General features: G+C 63.7%; 20 protein-coding genes. 9 read left to right on the forward strand and 11 right to left on the reverse strand.

Annotated elements, in window-relative coordinates:
- Positions 1-7 precede the first annotated feature (7 nt).
- Positions 8-805, forward strand: a complete 798-nt coding sequence (gene ccsA, locus BM338_RS09185; RefSeq protein ID WP_090450583.1) for a cytochrome C assembly family protein — start codon at positions 8-10, stop codon at positions 803-805.
- 27 nt (positions 806-832) lie between these two features.
- Entirely contained in the window at positions 833-1,441 is a 609-nt protein-coding gene (locus BM338_RS09190) for a glutathione S-transferase (protein WP_090450584.1), read from the forward strand.
- Positions 1,442-1,466: 25 nt separating this feature from the next.
- Here BM338_RS09190 and BM338_RS09195 read toward each other — a convergent pair whose 3' ends face one another.
- The 8 genes from BM338_RS09195 to BM338_RS09230 all read right to left on the reverse strand — a co-directional run bounded on the left by BM338_RS09195 (position 1,467) and on the right by BM338_RS09230 (position 9,472).
- Positions 1,467-3,158 (reverse strand): hydrogenase maturation protein, encoded by a 1,692-nt coding sequence (locus BM338_RS09195; RefSeq protein WP_090450585.1) that lies wholly within the window; start codon positions 3,156-3,158, stop codon positions 1,467-1,469.
- A 202-nt stretch (positions 3,159-3,360) separates the two neighbouring features.
- Complete coding sequence (gene radA, locus BM338_RS09200) at positions 3,361-4,743, reverse strand: DNA repair protein RadA (protein ID WP_090450586.1); 1,383 nt, start codon at positions 4,741-4,743, stop codon at positions 3,361-3,363.
- Positions 4,744-4,822: 79 nt separating this feature from the next.
- Positions 4,823-5,911, reverse strand: coding sequence for an alanine racemase (gene alr, locus BM338_RS09205; protein WP_090450587.1), 1,089 nt, complete (start codon positions 5,909-5,911; stop codon positions 4,823-4,825).
- Between the two features lie 214 nt (positions 5,912-6,125).
- On the reverse strand, positions 6,126-7,520 hold the full coding sequence (locus BM338_RS09210) for a replicative DNA helicase (protein ID WP_090450588.1): 1,395 nt from the start codon (positions 7,518-7,520) through the stop codon (positions 6,126-6,128).
- A 199-nt stretch (positions 7,521-7,719) separates the two neighbouring features.
- On the reverse strand, positions 7,720-8,169 hold the full coding sequence (gene rplI, locus BM338_RS09215; protein ID WP_090450589.1) for a 50S ribosomal protein L9: 450 nt from the start codon (positions 8,167-8,169) through the stop codon (positions 7,720-7,722).
- Between the two features lie 101 nt (positions 8,170-8,270).
- A complete protein-coding gene (gene rpsR / locus BM338_RS09220; protein ID WP_090450590.1) occupies positions 8,271-8,501 on the reverse strand; it encodes a 30S ribosomal protein S18 in 231 nt (76 codons plus the stop codon).
- A gap of 14 nt (positions 8,502-8,515) precedes the next feature.
- A complete protein-coding gene (gene rpsF, locus BM338_RS09225; RefSeq protein ID WP_090450591.1) occupies positions 8,516-8,950 on the reverse strand; it encodes a 30S ribosomal protein S6 in 435 nt (144 codons plus the stop codon).
- A 195-nt stretch (positions 8,951-9,145) separates the two neighbouring features.
- Positions 9,146-9,472 carry a HesB/IscA family protein gene (locus tag BM338_RS09230; protein WP_090450592.1) on the reverse strand — a complete coding sequence of 109 codons (327 nt, stop codon included), beginning with the start codon at positions 9,470-9,472 and terminating at the stop codon, positions 9,146-9,148.
- A 163-nt stretch (positions 9,473-9,635) separates the two neighbouring features.
- Here BM338_RS09230 and asnS point away from each other — a divergent pair, with 163 nt between their 5' ends.
- The 7 genes from asnS to BM338_RS09265 are packed head-to-tail and all read left to right on the forward strand — an operon-like array spanning position 9,636 to position 15,703.
- Positions 9,636-11,036 carry an asparagine--tRNA ligase gene (gene asnS, locus BM338_RS09235; RefSeq protein ID WP_090450593.1) on the forward strand — a complete coding sequence of 467 codons (1,401 nt, stop codon included), beginning with the start codon at positions 9,636-9,638 and terminating at the stop codon, positions 11,034-11,036.
- Positions 11,037-11,050: 14 nt separating this feature from the next.
- Positions 11,051-11,929, forward strand: coding sequence for a MalM family protein (locus tag BM338_RS09240; RefSeq protein ID WP_090450594.1), 879 nt, complete (start codon positions 11,051-11,053; stop codon positions 11,927-11,929).
- Positions 11,930-11,953: 24 nt separating this feature from the next.
- Entirely contained in the window at positions 11,954-12,271 is a 318-nt protein-coding gene (locus tag BM338_RS09245) for a hypothetical protein (protein WP_090450595.1), read from the forward strand.
- 24 nt (positions 12,272-12,295) lie between these two features.
- Entirely contained in the window at positions 12,296-13,087 is a 792-nt protein-coding gene (locus BM338_RS09250; protein ID WP_090450596.1) for an SDR family oxidoreductase, read from the forward strand.
- A gap of 60 nt (positions 13,088-13,147) precedes the next feature.
- On the forward strand, positions 13,148-14,599 hold the full coding sequence (locus tag BM338_RS09255) for an aldehyde dehydrogenase (RefSeq protein ID WP_090450597.1): 1,452 nt from the start codon (positions 13,148-13,150) through the stop codon (positions 14,597-14,599).
- A 10-nt stretch (positions 14,600-14,609) separates the two neighbouring features.
- Positions 14,610-15,278, forward strand: coding sequence for a carbonate dehydratase (gene can, locus BM338_RS09260; RefSeq protein WP_090450598.1), 669 nt, complete (start codon positions 14,610-14,612; stop codon positions 15,276-15,278).
- On the forward strand, positions 15,275-15,703 hold the full coding sequence (locus BM338_RS09265) for a RidA family protein (protein WP_090450599.1): 429 nt from the start codon (positions 15,275-15,277) through the stop codon (positions 15,701-15,703). Before can ends, BM338_RS09265 begins: the two co-directional genes overlap by 4 nt.
- Positions 15,704-15,763: 60 nt before the next feature.
- Here BM338_RS09265 and BM338_RS09270 read toward each other — a convergent pair whose 3' ends face one another.
- The 3 genes from BM338_RS09270 to gorA form a co-directional block, all read right to left on the reverse strand.
- Complete coding sequence (locus BM338_RS09270; protein WP_090450600.1) at positions 15,764-16,006, reverse strand: hypothetical protein; 243 nt, start codon at positions 16,004-16,006, stop codon at positions 15,764-15,766.
- Positions 16,007-16,196: 190 nt separating this feature from the next.
- A complete protein-coding gene (hutG, locus tag BM338_RS09275) occupies positions 16,197-16,976 on the reverse strand; it encodes an N-formylglutamate deformylase (protein ID WP_090450601.1) in 780 nt (259 codons plus the stop codon).
- A 26-nt stretch (positions 16,977-17,002) separates the two neighbouring features.
- On the reverse strand, positions 17,003-18,346 hold the full coding sequence (gorA, locus tag BM338_RS09280) for a glutathione-disulfide reductase (RefSeq protein WP_090450602.1): 1,344 nt from the start codon (positions 18,344-18,346) through the stop codon (positions 17,003-17,005).
- Positions 18,347-18,412 lie beyond the last annotated feature (66 nt).

Here is an 18,412-nt window from a genome sequence, read left to right on the forward strand (position 1 = left end):
CCGAGTCATGACCATTCAGCTCTTCGCCCTGCTCGCCATCACGCTCTATCTCGCTGCCGCGGGAGGCCTCGCGCGGCCGCTACTGGGCGGCGGACAGCCGCTGAACAAATCGGCACTAGGGTTGGCCGGCGCGGCCGTGCTGATCCATGCGGGCATTCTGCTCGGCATGCATCGCGGGGCGGTGGATCTGCATTTCTTCGCCGCCTTGTCGCTGGTCGCCTGCGTGGTCTCGGCGCTTACCTTGCTGGTAAACATGACCCGCCCGGTCGCCGCGCTCGGGGTGATCGTATTTCCGCTCACCGCACTGCTGCTGGCGGCAGACAGCTACCTCGCCCCCACCACCGCGCCACTCGCGCTGGACTGGCAGATCAAGCTGCATGTGACGGTGGCCCTGCTGGCCTTCAGCGTGCTGTCGATCGCCGCCGTACTGGCCATCCTGCTGGCAGTACAGGAGCGCGCTCTGCGCCATCGCCAGTTCGGCCCGTGGCTGCGAGCCCTGCCACCGCTGACGCTGACGGAAACATTGCTGTTCCGCCTGATCGGCGCCGGCTTCCTGCTGCTTACGCTGACGCTCATCACCGGCGCGCTGTTCGTAGGCGACCTGTTCGGCCAGCACCTGATCCACAAGACCGTGCTTTCGATCATCGCCTGGCTGGTGTTCGGCGCGCTGCTATTCGGACGCTGGCGCTACGGCTGGCGCGGACGCAGCGCAGTGAATCTCACCCTGATCGGCATGGGCGTGCTGCTGCTAGCGTTCTTCGGCACCAAGGCCGTGCTGGAACTGATCCTTCATCGCACGGCCTGATCTCTTCCTGACAGTGCAGGAGTCCTCATGAAACTGATCGGCATGCTCGACTCGCCCTTTGTCCGCCGCGCGGCGATCACGCTGACGCTGAAAGGCATTCCGTTCGAACACCTGTCGCTGTCGGTGTTCCGCAACTTCAGCGAATTCCAGTCGATCAACCCTCTGGTGAAAGCGCCCACGCTGATCGGCGATGAAGGCTGGCAGATGGTGGATTCGTCGATGATCATCGACTGGGCAGAATCCATCGGCACCGGCGCCAGCCTGATGCCAGGCGAACCCACGGCACGCCTACGCGCACTGCGCCTGCTCGGACTCGCGCTGACCGCCTGCGAAAAGAGTGTGCAGATCGTCTATGAAGGCAAACGCGACGAGAACCATCGCGACCCCAGCTGGCTGAGCCGCGTCGAAGGCCAACTCGCCTCGGCGTACGCAGCACTGGAACAGGAAGCCACCGGCCGCCACGGCTGGCTGGTTGGCGAGACCCTGACCCAGGCAGATATCACCGTGGCCGTGGCCTGGGGCTTTACCCAGCTTATGCAGCCCGAGTTAATCACCACGGCGCGCCATCCCGCGCTTGCCGCATTGTCAGCGCGCGCGGAGCAGTTGCCTGCCTTCATGGCGCTGCCGCCGACCTGAGTCGACGGCAGCCATGCCTGCACGCTCAGGCGCGCTCGGCTGCCATGCCATCTACGGCAACTTCCTGCTTGCGCACAAAAGCGCGGCGGGCCAGGTGATAGGCCGGATCCGGCCCGAAGAAATTGCGCTGCATCTCTGCCAGCTCTTCTTCGGCGTAACGCGCCAGCGGTTTGCTCTGCTCATCGTCGCGCCGATGCTCGGCTTTATCGGAGAGCGTCTTGCGCCACAGACGCACCTCATTACCCGGCGCCAATTCCGCGTCGAGAGCTTCAAATACGCCCTCCCCCGACACGACGCCATCGAGCAGGCCGATACGCTGCGCGCGTGCCGTACCCAAGGGCTGCAGGGATTCCGTCAACAATCGCGCCGCTGTATCGCCCACGCGCTTCGGCAACAGGTAGGTCCAATACTCCGAACCGTACAGACCGCCCATGCCCTTGTAGTGAGGATTAAGCACGATGCCTTCCCGCGCGTAGACGCGATCCGCCGCCAGCGCCAGGATCACGCCACCCGCACCTGCATTGCCGCGCATCAGCGAAACCGTCCGCTTGTCGTCAGTCAGCACGATCTCGCGCACCAGCGCGTTCATGGCCAGGATGTTGTTCCACGATTCCTGTGCCGGATCCGCCGCGGCCTCGATCGCATTGAGGTCGATGCCGTTGGACCAGAAATCCTCACCACCGCACAGCACGAGAGTACGTGTGGGCCGCGCGCGCGCATGCCGATACGCCGCCAACATGCGCTCCAGCACAACGGTGCTCATCGCACCATTCATCAGATCGAAGGACAGATAGCCGTTGTGTCCTTGCTCGCGATAGCGGATCGGTTGCCAAGTCGGCACCGAAGGCCGTGCATGGGGAGCGAGGGTGCGCTTAGGCACATCACCGAGCCGATCCGCTAGCACTTGGGTGGCCGGCAACTTGATGTCGTATCGCGGATCGTCCGGGCGTAGCCCCTGACGGCGGCGCAGATGACTGATCCACAACGCACCGTCGCCACAGGCAACGCATACCGCATCATCGCGCTTCGCCAGTAGTTCGCCGGGCTTGCCACGCAGGCGCCCTTCGGGATGCGCGCCATAGAGACGTACCTTGATGCCAGCAAGCGTGGCCTGTAGACCGGGCGCACTGTCGGCGGAACGGATGTGTCGCAACACGCGCTCCACGGATGCATCCCAATCGATCTGACGATCCGCCTGCCGGCACGGCGGCCGTTCGCGTCCGCTGGCCGCCGGGATATAGGCGCCAAAAGGCGGACGGTGCTCTGCCTGGAATCGTTCCAGTGCTTCATGGATCGCGCGCATGGCGATATCGGTGGTTTCGCGTCGGTAGATTGCGCTCTTGCTAGCCTCGCGCAACGGAAATTCCTGGTGCGCCCAGATCGGCCCGCCGTCCATTTCCTCGCGCGCCTCCAGTACTGTCACACCCCATGAAGGTTCGCCTTCAAGCAAGGCCCAATCCAGTGCCGAAGGCCCGCGATCGCCTGGAATGCCGGGATGCACGATCAAGCAAGTGTATTTGCGCCACACACTGCCAGGAATGGCGGACTTGAGCATCGGTGCGATGATCAGCTCCGGACGAAAACGTTGCGCCGCCGCTTCCATCTGCGAACCGTGACTTACCTCAGCGATATCGAGGTGATGCCCGAGTTCTTCCAACTCGACCTGGGCGCGTTGGGACAATCCGTTGTGGCGAGTGCACAGAAACAAAATCCGCATGTCGCTCTCCTTGATAAGTGCGTTGTCACGCACGGGAGCGGCGATGCTGACAGTGGCCCGGGCCGGCGACGTTGATCTATTGCACAGCCCGATAATCGGATATCCGGCGCCGAAGAGTCGACGAATATGCACGTCCGAAAAGTTTCAGAATTCACATGAATTCCACGCGCGGCATGCTGCGCGCCTGGCATTCGATATGAACCTATCGCGTTGCGTCGATGGCCTGCGAAAGACGCTCCACACCGACCACTTCCATATCCCCCACGCGGCCTTTCTTGGGTGCGTTCGCCTTCGGCACGATGGCCCGCTGGAAGCCGTGATGTGCGGCCTCCTTCAAACGCTCTTCGCCGTTCGGCACCGGGCGGATCTCACCTGACAAACCCACTTCGCCAAAGGCTACGGCCTTTTCCGGCAACGGACGATCACGCAGGCTGGATAGCACGGCCAGCAGCACCGGCAAGTCGGCCGCGGTTTCCTGCACACGGATACCGCCCACAACATTGACGAAGACGTCCTGGTCATACGCAGCCACGCCCCCGTGCCGATGCAACACCGCCAGCAACATCGCGAGGCGGTTCTGTTCAAGACCCAGCGCCACGCGACGCGGATTACCCAGCGACGACTGATCAACCAGCGCCTGCACTTCCACCAGCAACGGGCGCGTGCCTTCGCGAGTCACCATCACCGCGCTGCCTGAGGTTGGACCGGAATGCGCTGAGAGAAAAATTGCCGAAGGGTTGGGCACTTCGCGCAGCCCTTTCTCGGACATGGCGAACACACCGAGCTCGTTCACGGCGCCGAAGCGGTTCTTGAATGCACGCAGCACACGAAAACGACTGCCGGACTCGCCTTCGAAATACAGCACGGCGTCCACCATGTGTTCCAGTACGCGCGGGCCGGCGATGCCACCCTCTTTGGTGACATGCCCCACGAGGAACACCGACGTGCCAGTTTCCTTGGCGAAACGCGTGAGCTTGGCCGCCGATTCGCGCACCTGGCTGACCGAACCCGGTGCAGCCGTAAGCAGTTCGGTCCAGATGGTCTGGATGGAGTCGATCACCAGCACGCGCGGACGCGACGCCACCGCCTGCTCGAGAATGCGCTCGATGCAGGTTTCGGCGAGCGCATGCAGCGGACCCAGCGGCAAGTCCAGGCGCTGAGCGCGGGCAGCCACCTGCCCCAGCGATTCCTCGCCGGTGACGTAAACGCTGGGAAGCTGCTCACCCAGTTTGCCAAGCATCTGCAACAGCAGGGTCGATTTGCCGATGCCGGGATCGCCGCCGATCAGCACCACCGAACCATCGACCAGCCCACCACCCAGCACGCGATCCAGCTCGCTAATACCGGTAAGCGTGCGCATTTCCGCGGTCAGCGCCACCGAGGTCAACGGCGTGATCTTGGGCGCCCCGGCTGCCGCGCCCGCATATCCGCTGCTGCTGCGTGCGGCGCCGGCGGATTTCACCGCAGGCTGCACCACGAATTCGCTCAGCGTGTTCCAGACGCCGCATTCGATGCACTGGCCCTGCCATTTCGAATGCTCCGCGCCGCAATCGGCGCAGACATAGGCGGTCTTGGCTTTGGCCATGGGGATTCCCTGCGTACGGAAAAGGCGAGCTTAGCCTGCCGCCATCGCAAACCGCGAGACGCGGAGTCTCTGTGCGAAGTCAGTTTTCGTCTTCGACGAACAGCACGCGCTTGGTCATGCCGCAGGTAAGGTCGTAGGAGATCGTGCCGGCCTGCGCCGCGATGTCTTCGACCGGAAGTTCCGGCCCCCACAGCGTCACCCGGTCGCCCACCTTGGCTTGCGGCGCATCGCGCAGATCCAGCGTGATCAGATCCATCGAGACGCGACCGACCAACGGCACCCGCCGATCACCGACCAGCACCGGTGTGCCGGACACTGCGCTGCGCGGATAGCCGTCGCCATAGCCGACGGCGGCGACACCGATCGGCATGTCTTCCGGACAGGTCCAGATGCCGTTGTAGCCGATGCGCTCACCGCGACGGATGTGATTGATCGCCACCAGGCGTGTCTGCAGGGTCATGACCAGGCGAAAACCGAAATCGGCCCCGGTCTTGCCAGCCACCACCGAGAGGCCATACAGCAAGCCACCCGTGCGCACCCAGTCGGCGCGCGCTTCGGGCCAACCGAGCACACCGGCAGAGTTGGAAAGCGCGCGAGGGCCGCTCAGGCCAGTAGTGGCTTCACTGAAACGGCGAATCTGAGCCGGCGTCTCGGTACTTTCAAACTCTTCCGACTCGGAGAAATGCGTCAGCAAGCCGATTTCCGGATCGATACCCGGCATCGCCGCCAGCCGTGCATACACCTCCGCCACATGCTCCGGCGCAAAGCCGAGCCGATGCATGCCACTGTCCACTTTCAACCAGACCCGCAGCAGTCCGCGCGCCGGAGAAGCCTCGGCCAGCCATTGCAGTTGCGACTCGTGATGGATTGCCGCATCGAGCTGCAGGCGCTGCATCTCGGCGATGTCGCTGGCACGATCGGGGCCGGACAACACCACAATGCGCTGGCGATGCCCCGCCGCACGCAGACGCAGGCCATCGCCCTGGGCCGCCACGGCGAAAGCGTCCGCCGCACCGTCGAGCGCACGCGCCACCCGTTCCAGTCCATGGCCATAGGCATCGGCCTTGACCACCGCCATCACTTTGGCCGGCGCCGCCATCTCCTTGATGCGGGCGAGGTTGTGGCGCAAGGCGCCGAGATGGATGGTGGCGACGGTAGTGCGGCTCATGATTCCAGTTTCGTCGCGTCACGCGGATCGCGGCGGCTTCGTAGCAAAGGGAAAGCCGGACGAGGTTCAACGGCTCCGGCGAACGTAAACAGCGCGAGAGGTTACCAGCCCTCGCCGCCGTCTACCTTCAACCTTAGGACCGGAGCCGGATGAGCAGATGGCGCGGCAAGGGAAATTTGCGGGCAAGGTATCCCCTGCCCGACGATCCGCGCCGTTACTCGAAAGCCCCGACGAAGGAGTCCGGCGCGTAGTTTTCGAACTTGGTGTAGTGACCCAGGAAGGTCAGCTTCACCGTGTCGGTGGGACCGTTACGCTGCTTGCCGATAATGATCTCGGCCAGGCCTTTGTCCGGCGATTCTTTGTTGTAGTACTCGTCGCGGTAGATAAACATGATCACGTCCGCGTCCTGCTCGATAGCGCCGGATTCGCGCAAGTCGGACATCATCGGACGCTTGTCGGCGCGCTGCTCCAGTGAGCGGTTGAGCTGCGACAGCGCAATCACCGGACAGTTGAGCTCCTTCGCCAGACCCTTGAGCGAGCGCGAGATCTCGGAGATCTCGGTCGCGCGGTTTTCCTTGTTGCCTGGCACCTGCATCAGCTGCAGATAGTCGACCACGATCAGACCCAGGCCACCGTTCTCGCGATGGATGCGGCGCGAGCGCGAACGCATTTCCACCGGAGAGAGGCTGGGCGTGTCGTCAATGAAGATCTTCGCCTCGGACAGGATCGCGATGGCATTGGTGACGCGCGGCCAATCTTCTTCGGCCAAGTCGCCATTGCGCAGATGCTGCTGATGGATGCGGCCAATCGAGGAAATCATACGGAATGCCAGCTGCGAAGCCGACATTTCCATCGAGAAGATCACCACCGCCTTTTTGCCGCGCAACGCAGCGGACTCGGCAATGTTCACCGAAAACGCCGTCTTGCCCATCGACGGACGCGCCGCGACGATGATCAGGTCCGACGGCTGCAGGCCAGAAGTCAGTTCATCGAGATCGGTGAACCCAGTGGAGATACCAGTGAGCTGGCCGCGATTCTCGTAACGCTCGGACAGCAGGCGGAAGGCGTCCTTGACGGCCTCGCGCATGGTGACCGTGTCTTTCTTGCCGCGCGCGCCGGACTCCGCAATCTTGAATACGCGCTGCTCCGCACTCTCTAGCACCTCCTGCACGCTCCGACCCTCGGGGCGGTAACCGTCCTCGGTGGTTTCGACACCAGCGTCGATCAGCTGCCGCAGGATGGATTTCTCGCGCACGATGTCGGCGTAGGCAGCGATATTCGCCGCGCTCGGCGTGCCATTCGCCAGCTCGATCAGGTACGCCGCACCGCCGACCATCTCGGCCAGGCTGTTGGCCTCGAACCAGTCGCCAAGGGTCACCGCATCGCAGGGCATACCCTTGTTCGCCAGCTCGGTGATGGCGCGCCAGATCAGGCGATGGTCCTTGCGATAGAAGTCCTGCTCGCTGAGGCGGTCGGCTACCTTGTCCAGCGCATCCGGGGCCAGCATCAGGCCGCCCAGCACCGCCTGTTCCGCATCGATGGAATGCGGCGGCACACGCAGCGCCTCAATGGCAGCGTTGCCGGACTTGCGATCGGGTGCAAAGGACATCGAGTCTCCTCGCGACGTGGCGGGCGAGTCCGACCAACGTTGGTCGTCAGACTCAGAGGATACGCGGCGTTTTCTCATGCGGCGAGACAATAACTCTGTGGATAAGCTGTGGGTCGCGGTGGATAAAACCGCGCTTGCTACCAAAGCAAACGGGCGCCCGAGGGCGCCCGTCTGGATCAAAGCAGGCGATGGGTGCGGCTTACTTCTCGCCGACCACGATCACCTTGACCGAGCTCTGCACATCAGCGTGCAGCGCGATCACGACATCGAACTCGCCGGTGGCGCGGATCGGGCCTTCGCCCTGGATCACTTCGTTCTTGTGCACGTCATGACCGATGGCCTGCAGGGCCTCGGAGATCTCGCGCGGACCGACCGAGCCATACAGCTTGCCTTCCGGGCTGGAATGCGCGGCGATGGTCACCGACACATCAACCAGCTTGGCCTGGCGGGCCTGGGCATCGGACAGCTGCTTGTTGGCCTTGGCTTCGTACTCAGCGCGGCGCTTCTCGAAGGCTTCGAGGTTGGCGGCGTTGATCGGCACGGCCTTGCCCTGCGGCAGCAGGTAGTTACGGCCGTAACCCGGCTTGACCTTGACCTTGTCGCCCAGGTTGCCGAGGTTGCGGACTTTTTCGAGAAGAATCAGTTCCATGGTGGTTCCTTTTCGTTAGCACCGGTGTGGCCCGGCGCAGCCGTGGACGGTTGTCCGAAGGGTTGACCGCCACGCCCGGCCGGGGCCGGGCGTGGTTTCGATCAGACGTCGTGGTTGTCGGTGTAGGGCAGCAGCGCCAGGAAGCGCGCGCGCTTCACAGCAATGGCCAGCTGACGCTGGTAGCGAGCCTTGGTACCGGTGATGCGGCTGGGAACGATCTTGCCGTTCTCAGTGATGTACTGGCGCAAGGTGTTGAGATCCTTGTAATCGATCTCTTTGACCTTTTCGGCCGTGAAGCGGCAGAACTTGCGGCGGCGGAAGAACTTGGACATGGCTGGGCTCCTGATCAGTCGTCGCTGTCGCGATCGTTGTCGCGGTCGTCACGGCCACCACGCGGGCGGTCGTCACCATCACTGTCGTCGTCGCGGCGACGCGAGGACTTGGCGTCATCCTTTTCCTTCGACTTCAGGATGAAGGACTGCTCGGTATCAGCTTCGTCGCGCTTGACCACCAGGTGGCGCAGCACGGCGTCGTTGAAGCGGAAACCCGACTCCAGCTCGTTCAGCGCGTTCTGGCTGACTTCGATGTTGAGCATGACGTAGTGAGCCTTCGCCAGGTTCACGATCGGGTACGCCAGCTGGCGGCGGCCCCAATCTTCCAGGCGATGGATCTTGCCGCCGTCGGTTTCGATCAGCGCTTTGTAGCGCTCGATCATGGCCGGGACCTGCTCGCTCTGGTCAGGGTGGACCAGGAACACAACTTCGTAATGTCGCAGGGACATTGTTGGGTAACTCCTTGTGGATGCGGCCTTGCGGCCTTGCAGCCTCCCGTCGGTACGGTGAGGCAAGGTCCTGTCCGGGCCTCTTCAGGCTGGACAGAAGCGGAATTGTAAGCGGGCGCAGGTGGTTAGCGCAAGCGACTGAAATCATTGGGGAGGGGGCCACCCTAAATGGGCGACCCTGGCCGTATCAGCGCCTCAGGCGACGGTGAAACTCTCGCCGCAACCACATTCCCCGGTGGCGTTGGGGTTGTGGAACACGAAGCTGGCGTTCAGTCCCTGGCGCTGGAAGTCGATCACGGTGCCGTCCACCAGGGGCAGACTCTTGGGATCGACGATCAGGCGCACGCCATCGACCTCCACCATCTGGTCGTCGGCGGTCACGGCGTCGGCCAGGTCCACCACATAGGCGAAGCCGGAGCAGCCAGTGCGCTTCACGCCGAAACGTACGCCGGCCGCAGCAGGCGTATTGGCCAGGAACTGACGCATGCGTTCGTTGGCGGCGGGTGTGATGGTGATGGTCATGGGTGTGAGTGTGATCTGAAGTGCGGAAATAACCGCCGGAACCGTCGCGGTTCGGGCAAAGCCTACATTATCATGCCGGTTTGCCCCGAAATGACCTGCCTCGCAGCGCATTTCGTCCCGGTTCCACGTGCCAGATGCGGCGCATAAGCAGGAGTTTCAATCCATGACGGTGGTTAGCGTCAAACAGGCTCTTTCCGGCAAGATCGAGGCCGGCAGCAAAGTTACGGTGCAAGGCTGGGTGCGTACCCGCCGCGACTCCAAGGCTGGCCTGTCCTTCGTCAATATCACCGACGGCTCCTGCTTCGCCCCGATCCAGGCGGTGGTGCCGGCCACCCTGGCCAATTACGAGAGCGAGGTGAAACACCTCACCGCCGGCGCCGGCCTGATCGTCAGCGGCATCCTGGTGCCGTCGCAGGGTCAGGGCCAGAGTTTCGAACTGCAGGCCGAAAGCGTGCAGGTCACCGGCTTTGTGGATGATCCGGAAACCTACCCGATCCAGCCCAAGCAGCACTCGATGGAATTCCTGCGCGAGGTCGCCCACCTGCGCCCGCGCACCAACCTGTTCGGCGCGGTCACCCGCGTGCGCCACACCATGATGATGGCGATCCACCGCCACCTCACCGAGCAGGGTTTTTTCTGGATCAACACGCCGATCATCACCACCTCGGACGCCGAGGGCGCCGGCGACATGTTTCGCCTATCCACCCTGGATCTGGCCAACCTGCCGCGCGACGACAAGGGCAAGATCGATTTCCGCAAGGATTTCTTCGGCCGCGAAGCCTTCCTCACCGTGTCCGGCCAGCTCAATGTCGAGGCCTATGCGCTGGCGATGAGCAAGGTCTACACCTTCGGCCCGACCTTCCGCGCTGAGAACTCCAACACGCCGCGCCATCTGGCCGAGTTCTGGATGGTGGAACCGGAAATCGCCTTCGCCGATCTGGCCGCTGATGCCGACTGCGCCGAAGCCTTCCTCAAAGCCATCTTCAAGGCGGTGCTGGACGAGCGCACGGACGACATGGCGTTCTTCGCCGAGCGCGTGCTACCCGACGCCATCACCCGTCTGGAAAACTTCATTGCCCAGCCGTTCGAGCGCATCGACTACACCGACGCCGTGGAAATCCTCAAGAAATCCGGTCAGAAGTTCGAATTCCCGGTCGCCTGGGGTATCGATCTGCAGACCGAGCACGAGCGCTATCTGGCCGAGAAGCACGTCGGTCGCCCAGTGGTTGTGATGAACTACCCGGAACAGATCAAGGCCTTCTACATGCGCCTCAACGACGACGAAAAAACCGTCGCCGCGATGGACGTGCTGGCCCCCGGCATCGGCGAGATCATCGGCGGTAGCCAGCGCGAGGAGCGCCTGGACTACCTCGACCGCCGCATGGCCAAATTCGGTCTCGATGCTGCCACTTACGGCTGGTACCGTGACCTGCGTCGCTACGGCAGCGTGCCGCATGCCGGTTTCGGGCTCGGCTTTGAGCGCCTGCTGGTTTATGTTTGCGGCTTGGCCAACATCCGCGACGCCATTCCCTACCCGCGTGCGGCGGGAACAGCCGAGTTCTAACAACGACCCGAGTCATGCTCCAGCGCCAACCGGTACTTACCCTACTACTGCTTGTCCTCACCTTGCTGCTTGGCGCCTGCCATACCGCAAAAATCCTGGTGCCGCCCAATCTGCGGCCACCGGAGGAAAACAGCTCCTCACTGGACCAGGCGCGCACAGCACTGCAGCAGGCCACGCCCTGCTGCAGCAGCTTCGCGGATTTCTCGTTCCAGACGCCCCTGCCCTGGCGGCCCAAGGAATTCGAACTGGGCCCGGGCAGCCTGGTGGCTAGCATCAACGGCGAGCGCAGCTATTTTCTGGCCTTCCGCCTGCCCTCCGATACCAAGCTGCCATACCGCGTGGCCCTGAAGTCGGAATTGAACGGCCGCTGGCTGCGCGCCAGCTATCTGTTCGCCCCTACCGTCACCCTGCTCGATGAAGCCTTTCAGCCGATCAACACGGAAGACGTCGGCCTGTGCGAGCACATGGGCTGGACCAGCGAGACCACGGGTGCGTTCGGCAGTATCAAAGTGACCAACAAGCAGGCGCGCTATCTGGTGCTGTACAGCTCGGCCAAGCAGCAGTCCGGCAGCACGTATTGGGAGCAGTCGCCGGCCGCGTTCTCCGCCGAAGCGCCGGTGAAGATGGCAGCCGCCGGAAACTTCCGCATTCCGCACGGTCCTGACGGCTCGGTGTGGATCGGCCTAATGAACAAGACTTACGCCGACGCTGTGGACAACGCGATCTGCGCCAAGGCACAGAAGGGCGAGGGCGTACTGAATACCTTGCGCACCGCCCTCCCTCTCGCGCCACTATGGCCGGGCACCGGCCCCACCACCGACGACAAATCGGCGACGGAAACCAAACCAGCCGGCCAGAGCGGCGACAGCAAGCCCGGCGACGCCAGTAACTAGCTGGCTTCCAGGAAACAGAACCGCATGATCACGCTTTACCTATCACTGCTGTTCGCCGGCGTGATGTTCTTCCTGCTGCACTTCCTCGCGCAGTACCGCATCGCCGTGTTGATGCGCACGCGGCACGCGGCGCAGTGGCAGATCATCGCCGAACCCGAAGGCAACCAGAAACCAGGCCTGCTACGCATATGGATGAGGCTGCAGCTCGCGCTGCGCTCGCCGATCCTGCCGGCACTGGAAGACACTGCCATCACCCGCTGGCGACGCGTGTGGCGTTATTGTCCTTGGGCTGCCTGGGTGTGCTGGTTCGCCGCGTTGAGCATGCAGTGGATGGCACGCTAACCCGCAATCGACAGGAGTAACACGATGCAGTTGGATTTGAGCGGACGTCACGCCCTGGTCTGCGGTGCCTCACAAGGCATCGGCCGCGCAACCGCCATCGAGCTGGCCCAGCTCGGTGCCAACGTCACCGTGTTGGCACGCTCCGCCGACATCTTGAAAGCACTCGTCGACACCCTGCCGCGCACGCACGCCGAGCAGCAGCACCGCTGGCACGCCACCGACATGCTCGACACCGCGCGCCTGCTCACCGCCGCCACCGACATCGCTGCCATCGAGCCGGTGCAAATCCTCATCAACAATACCGGCGGCCCGCCGGGTGGAGCCGCGCATACGGCCGATCCTGCCGCGTTCGAGGCAGCCTTCCGTCAGCATGTGCTGGCCGGCCAGGCATTGGTGCAGTCCGTACTGCACGGCATGCGCGCCAGCGGCTACGGCCGCATCGTCAACGTGATCTCCACGTCGGTGAAAGAGCCGATCCCCGGCCTGGGCGTCTCCAACACCATCCGCGCCGCGGTGGCGGCCTGGGCCAAGACCCTGTCCGGTGAACTCGCCGCCGACGGCATCACTGTCAACAACGTACTGCCCGGCTATACCCGCACCGGCCGGCTGGATGGCCTGCTGGAAGCCCAGTCCGCCAGCACCGGTCGCAGCAAGGAAGAACTCGCGCGCGGCATGCTCGCCACCGTGCCGGCCGGCCGCTTCGGCGAACCCGAAGAAATCGCCGCGGTAATCGCCTTCCTGTGCACTCCCGCTGCGGCGTACGTCAATGGTGTGAGCATTGCGGTGGACGGCGGGCGCACGCGAGCGCTGAGCTGACCGGACCGCATACGGCGGCGTCCGGTGCAATCGCCGGCCTCAGGAATTAAGCTTGCACGGATGCCAAGCCTGCGCCTCGCCAACCTCATCGACGGTCGCCTGCAGGCGCCGCGCCAGGATCGTTGGCTCGACGTGTTCGAGCCGGCCACCGGTAAGGTTTTCGCGCATTGCCCCGATTCCGATGCCGACGATGTCGCCGCTGCCGTAGCGGCCGCACAGCGTGCTGCATCTGCATGGGCCGCGACCTCCACCGAACAGCGCGCCCATTTGCTGCATCGGCTGGCCGATCTGATCGAAGCTCGCGTCGACGAGTTCGCCGCGCTGGAATCGCGCGACAGCGGCAAGCTGCTAAGCCTCGCGCGCAGCCTCGACATTCCCCGTGCGGTGAGCAACCTGCGCTACTTCGCTGCTGCCGTTGTGCCCTGGAGCAGCGAATCCCACGCCATGGAGCTGGGTGCGATCAACTACACGCTGCGCCAGCCGCTCGGCGTAGTCGGCTGCATCAGCCCGTGGAATCTGCCGCTGTATCTGTTCACCTGGAAGATCGCGCCCGCCCTGGCTGCCGGCAACGCGGTAGTGGCGAAGCCTTCCGAAATCACGCCCTGCACGGCTGCCCTGCTAGGCGAGCTGAGCATCGAAGCCGGCTTTCCCGCAGGCGTGTTGAATATCGTGCAGGGTCACGGCCCTATCGTGGGCCAGGCCATCGTGGAGCATCCCGGAATCAAGGCGGTATCGTTCACCGGCAGCACCCGAACCGGCGCGCAGATCGCCACGGCAGCTGCGCCACACTTCAAGAAACTCTCGCTGGAACTCGGCGGCAAGAATCCCGCCATCGTATTTGCCGATACCGAACTCAGCGAAGCCAACCTCGACACCATCGTGCGCTCCGGTTTCGCCAACCAGGGCGAGATCTGCCTGTGCGGCTCGCGCCTGCTGGTGCAGCGCGCGATCTACGACAGCTTCCGCGAGCGCTACCTCGCGCGCGTTCGCGCACTGCGCGTCGGCGATCCGCTCGATACCTCAAGCGATCTTGGCGCGCTCGTTTCGCAGCCACATTTCGACAAGGTGATGGCTTGCATCGCGCAAGCGCGGGACGAAGGCGGCCAGGTCCTCTGCGGTGGCAAGGCCATCACACTACCCGGCGCTCACGCTGGAGGCTGGTATGTCGCCCCCACCGTCATCGAAGGCTTAGCGCCCGATGCGGTCACCAACCAGCAAGAAATCTTCGGCCCGGTGGTCAGCCTGATTCCGTTCGAGGATGAGGCCGAAGCACTCGCCATCGCCAACGGCACCGGCTACGGCCTGGCCGCCTCGCTATGGACTACCAATCTTGCACGCGCACATCGCTTCGGCGCGCAGCTCGACTTCGGCATCGTGTGGATCAATTGCTGGCTGCTGCGCGACCTACGCACGCCTTTCGGCGGCACCAAACAATCCGGGCTCGGTCGCGAAGGTGGCGTGGAAGCGCTGCGCTTCTTCACTGAGCCAAAAAATATTTGCATCCGTTACTGAGAGCATCCCTTTGAAAAGCCCTTTGCAAGACCTGATCGACAGCAACCGCCGCTGGTCGGCGGCCGTGCGCGCGGAAGATCCGCGCTTTTTTGAGCGCCTCGCCCAGCAACAAGCCCCCAGGTATCTGTGGATCGGCTGCTCCGACTCGCGCGTGCCGGCCACGCAGATCGTCGACCTGCCACCCGGCGACATCTTCGTGCAGCGCAATGTCGCCAACGTGGTATCGCACACCGACCTCAACTGCCTCAGCACCATCCAGTTCGCCGTGGACGCGCTCAAGGTGGAGCATATTCTCGTGGTGGGCCACTACGGCTGCGGCGGTGTACAGGCCGTGCTGGATGATCGCCGCCTGGGCCTGGTCGACAACTGGCTTCGTCACGTGGGCGATGTCGCGCAGAAGCACACGGGCATGCTGGCATCGCTTGACCTGATGCACCTGCGCAACAGTCGCCTGTGCGAACTCAATGCGATCGAGCAGGTGGTCAACGTCTGCCGCACCACGATGGTGATGGACGCGTGGGAGCGCGGCCAGAAACTGTCGGTGCATGCCTGGTGCTACAGCCTTTTCGACGGCCATATAAATGACTTGGGCATGCACGTCAGCTCGCGTGAGGAACTGCTTCCTGCTTACGAGCAGGCCCTGCAGCGGCTGACGCAAGTACAGGAACCCTTGCGATGAGCAACGTCGTGCGCACCGACAGCGCACCAGCGCCGGTCGGCGCGTATCCACATGCGCGGCGCGTGGGCCAGCTGCTGTTTCTCTCTGGTGTCGGCCCGCGCACGCCCGGTAGCAATGCGATTCCCGGCAATGTGTATGACACCGATGGAAAACTGACTGGTTATGACATGGAAGCACAATGCCGGCAGGTGTTCGCCAATGTGCGTGCTGTGCTCGAAGCCAGCGGTGCGCGCTGGGAAGACCTGGTCGACGTGACGGTGTATCTCACCGACATGGCGCGCGATTTCTCGACCTACAACCGCCTCTACGCCGAATACTTCGCGGGCGTCGACGCCTGCCGCACCACGCTGGGCATCACAGCGCTGCCCACACCGATCGCGATCGAGCTGAAGTGCATCGCCGCCCTGCCGTCGGCAGTGGACTGATCAAACAAAAAGCCACGCCGGTTTCGCCGGCGGGGCTTTGAGTACAGCGTACAGGCTCGATTACTTGCCAGCGGCCGGAGCGGCATCGGCAGCCGGAGCGGCGGCAGGAGCAGCAGCGTCGGTGGTGGCCGCAGCGGCCTTCTTATGGTGCGCACCGCTCTTCTTGTGATGCGGCTTGGCGGCGTGGGTCGCCGACTTGGTCGCCGGTGCCGCCTGCGGCGCAGCCGCAGCGTCCTGGGCGAACACAGAACCGGAAAGAGCTACGCCGGCAACGAGCAGAGAAGCGATCGCAAGTTTACGCATGTTGGTGAGCCTCGAAACGAATGATGGCCGCGGACCCGGCCGGAACCCGGCGACACGGGCGGCGCGGCGGGAGCAACATTGCACGTTTCGCGGCATATCGGAACTGAATATTTTGAGCGTTGTCCGCATGTTTTCGCCACACGCTTATTGACTTTCCGCGGCGGCGATTTCATCTCGAAATTACTTGCGATCACTCAAGGCAAAGTTGCAGCAGATGCCCGATCAACGCCTGCAGCTGCGGAGCTTTGGCTTCGTCGTAGGCAAAGCTGTCCTCGTCCATGTAGTTGAGCTGCGCTAGCTCGAGCTGGACGGTCTGCACACCCTGTTCGGGCTGCGCATAGCGCCGGGTGATATAGCCGCCCTTGAAGCGGCCATTGATGACGAAACGGTAATCGGACTGCGCTTCCAGCCGGTCCCGCAGACGTTGCTGCAATGCCGCGCCGCAGCTGGACCCATCGGCCGTACCCAGGTTGAGATCGGGCAGTTGTCCCTCGAACAACATCGGCACGCGGCTGCGGATGGAATGCCCCTCCCACACCACCACGCGGCCATGGGCCTGCTTGAGTCTCGCAATTTCCTGCGATAACGCTTGGTGATAAGGCTTCCAGAATTCGTTTACTCGCCGTTGAACTTCGGCGGCATCCGGCTCGGCGCCGTCCAGATACAAAGGCTCGCCATCGAAACCGATGGTGGATACCAGGCCGGTTTCCCGCTGCCCCGGATACAACGCATGCCCATCCGCCGGTCGATTGAGGTCGACCACATAGCGTGATGCCTGAGGTCGCAGCAGGCTGGCGCCAAGCGCTTTCGTCAGCGGCTCATACAGCCGGCCCACGTGCCAGTCGGTATCTGGCGAACGCTGCGCGTAGGGATGCATGCGCGCGGCGATGTCCGGCGGAATGAAACTGCCGTCATGCGGCAGGCTGATCAGCAGCGCTGCGCTGCCCTCGTGCAGGGTGTAGGTTTCCATCTGCGCAGTTTAGCGGCGCTGCGCCGCTACATCAGCACCAGTTCTTCGGCGGAACTCGGATGGATGGCCACCGTGGCATCCAGATCGCGCTTGTGCAGCCCCATCTTCAGCGCCACTGCAAAGCCCTGCAGCATCTCGTCCGCGCCCGGCCCAAGGATATGGATGCCGACCACGCGCTGCTCGTCGCCCACGCATACGAGCTTCATGAAGCTCTTCCCATGATGGCCGGCGAGCGCCCATTGCATCGGCGTGAAACGGCTGCGGTGGATCTGCACTTGTTCACCGTATTGCTCGCGCGCCTGCGCCTCGGTCTGGCCGACTCCGGCAAGCGGCGGCTCGGAGAACACCACGCTGGGCACGCCGTCGTAGTCCAGCCGCGCATCGGCCTGGCCGCCGAACCAGCGGTCGGCCAGACGCCGCCCCGCCGCCACCGCTACCGGCGTCAGCGCGAGACGGCCCGTGACGTCACCCAGCGCCGCAATGCCCGGCACATTGGTGTTCTGCCATGTGTCGGTCAGCACATACCCCTTCGCATCGAGCTGGACGTCTGCGGCATCGAGATCCAGCCGTTCGGTATTCGGCACGCGACCCAAGGCCCACAGCACCGCATCGTAGGGACCGGTATCGCCATGTGTTTCGTCTTCGAGCACGATGGCGTCGTCAACGCGGCGCGCGGCGCGGATACGCGACGGACACATCACGCGGATACCCTGCTCGCGCATCTGCTGCTCCAACGCCGCGACCTGCTCCTCATCGAAGGACCGCAACAGGCGCTCGCGCACATGCAGGCAAACCTCACTGCCCAGCGCCCGCAGCAAGCCGGCGAACTCGACCGCGATATAGCCTGCGCCAACTACCGCGATGCGCCTGGGCAATTCGCGCAGGGAAAACATATCGTCGGAGACCAGTCCCAGTTCAAAACCCGGGATATCCAGCCGCTGTGGCCGCGCACCAGTGGCGATCACGATCTGCGGCGCGCGCAGCTCCGCGCCGCTGCTCGTGGCGATGGTGTCGGTCGCGACGAAGCGTCCCGCCTCGCGCAACAATTGCACGCCCGCTTCGGCTAGGCGTGTTTCGTAGCGCTGTTTGATCCCATCGATATAACCGAGCCGGCGCAGACGAAAGTGCTCCCAGTCCAGCGGCCCGTGCACGCCAGCGAAACCGTAGGCTTCGGCAAGTGACTGCGCCTGCGCGAGCTGCGCTGCGAACCACAGCGCCTTCTTCGGCACGCAACCGACATTGACGCAGGTGCCACCCAGCGGGCCGGGATCGAGCAAGGCCACGCGCGCGCCGTATCTGGCTGCGCGGAACGACGCGGCCAGTCCGCCCGAACCGGCGCCCAGCACGATCAGATCGAAAGTCTCAGCCATCAGTACAGCTTCTCCATGGGAACCGACACGCTAACGGCCGCGGCTTTAAGAGCGTGTCAAAAACCG

The organism is Dyella sp. OK004 (assembly GCF_900114495.1).
Lineage (GTDB): Bacteria > Pseudomonadota > Gammaproteobacteria > Xanthomonadales > Rhodanobacteraceae > Dyella_D.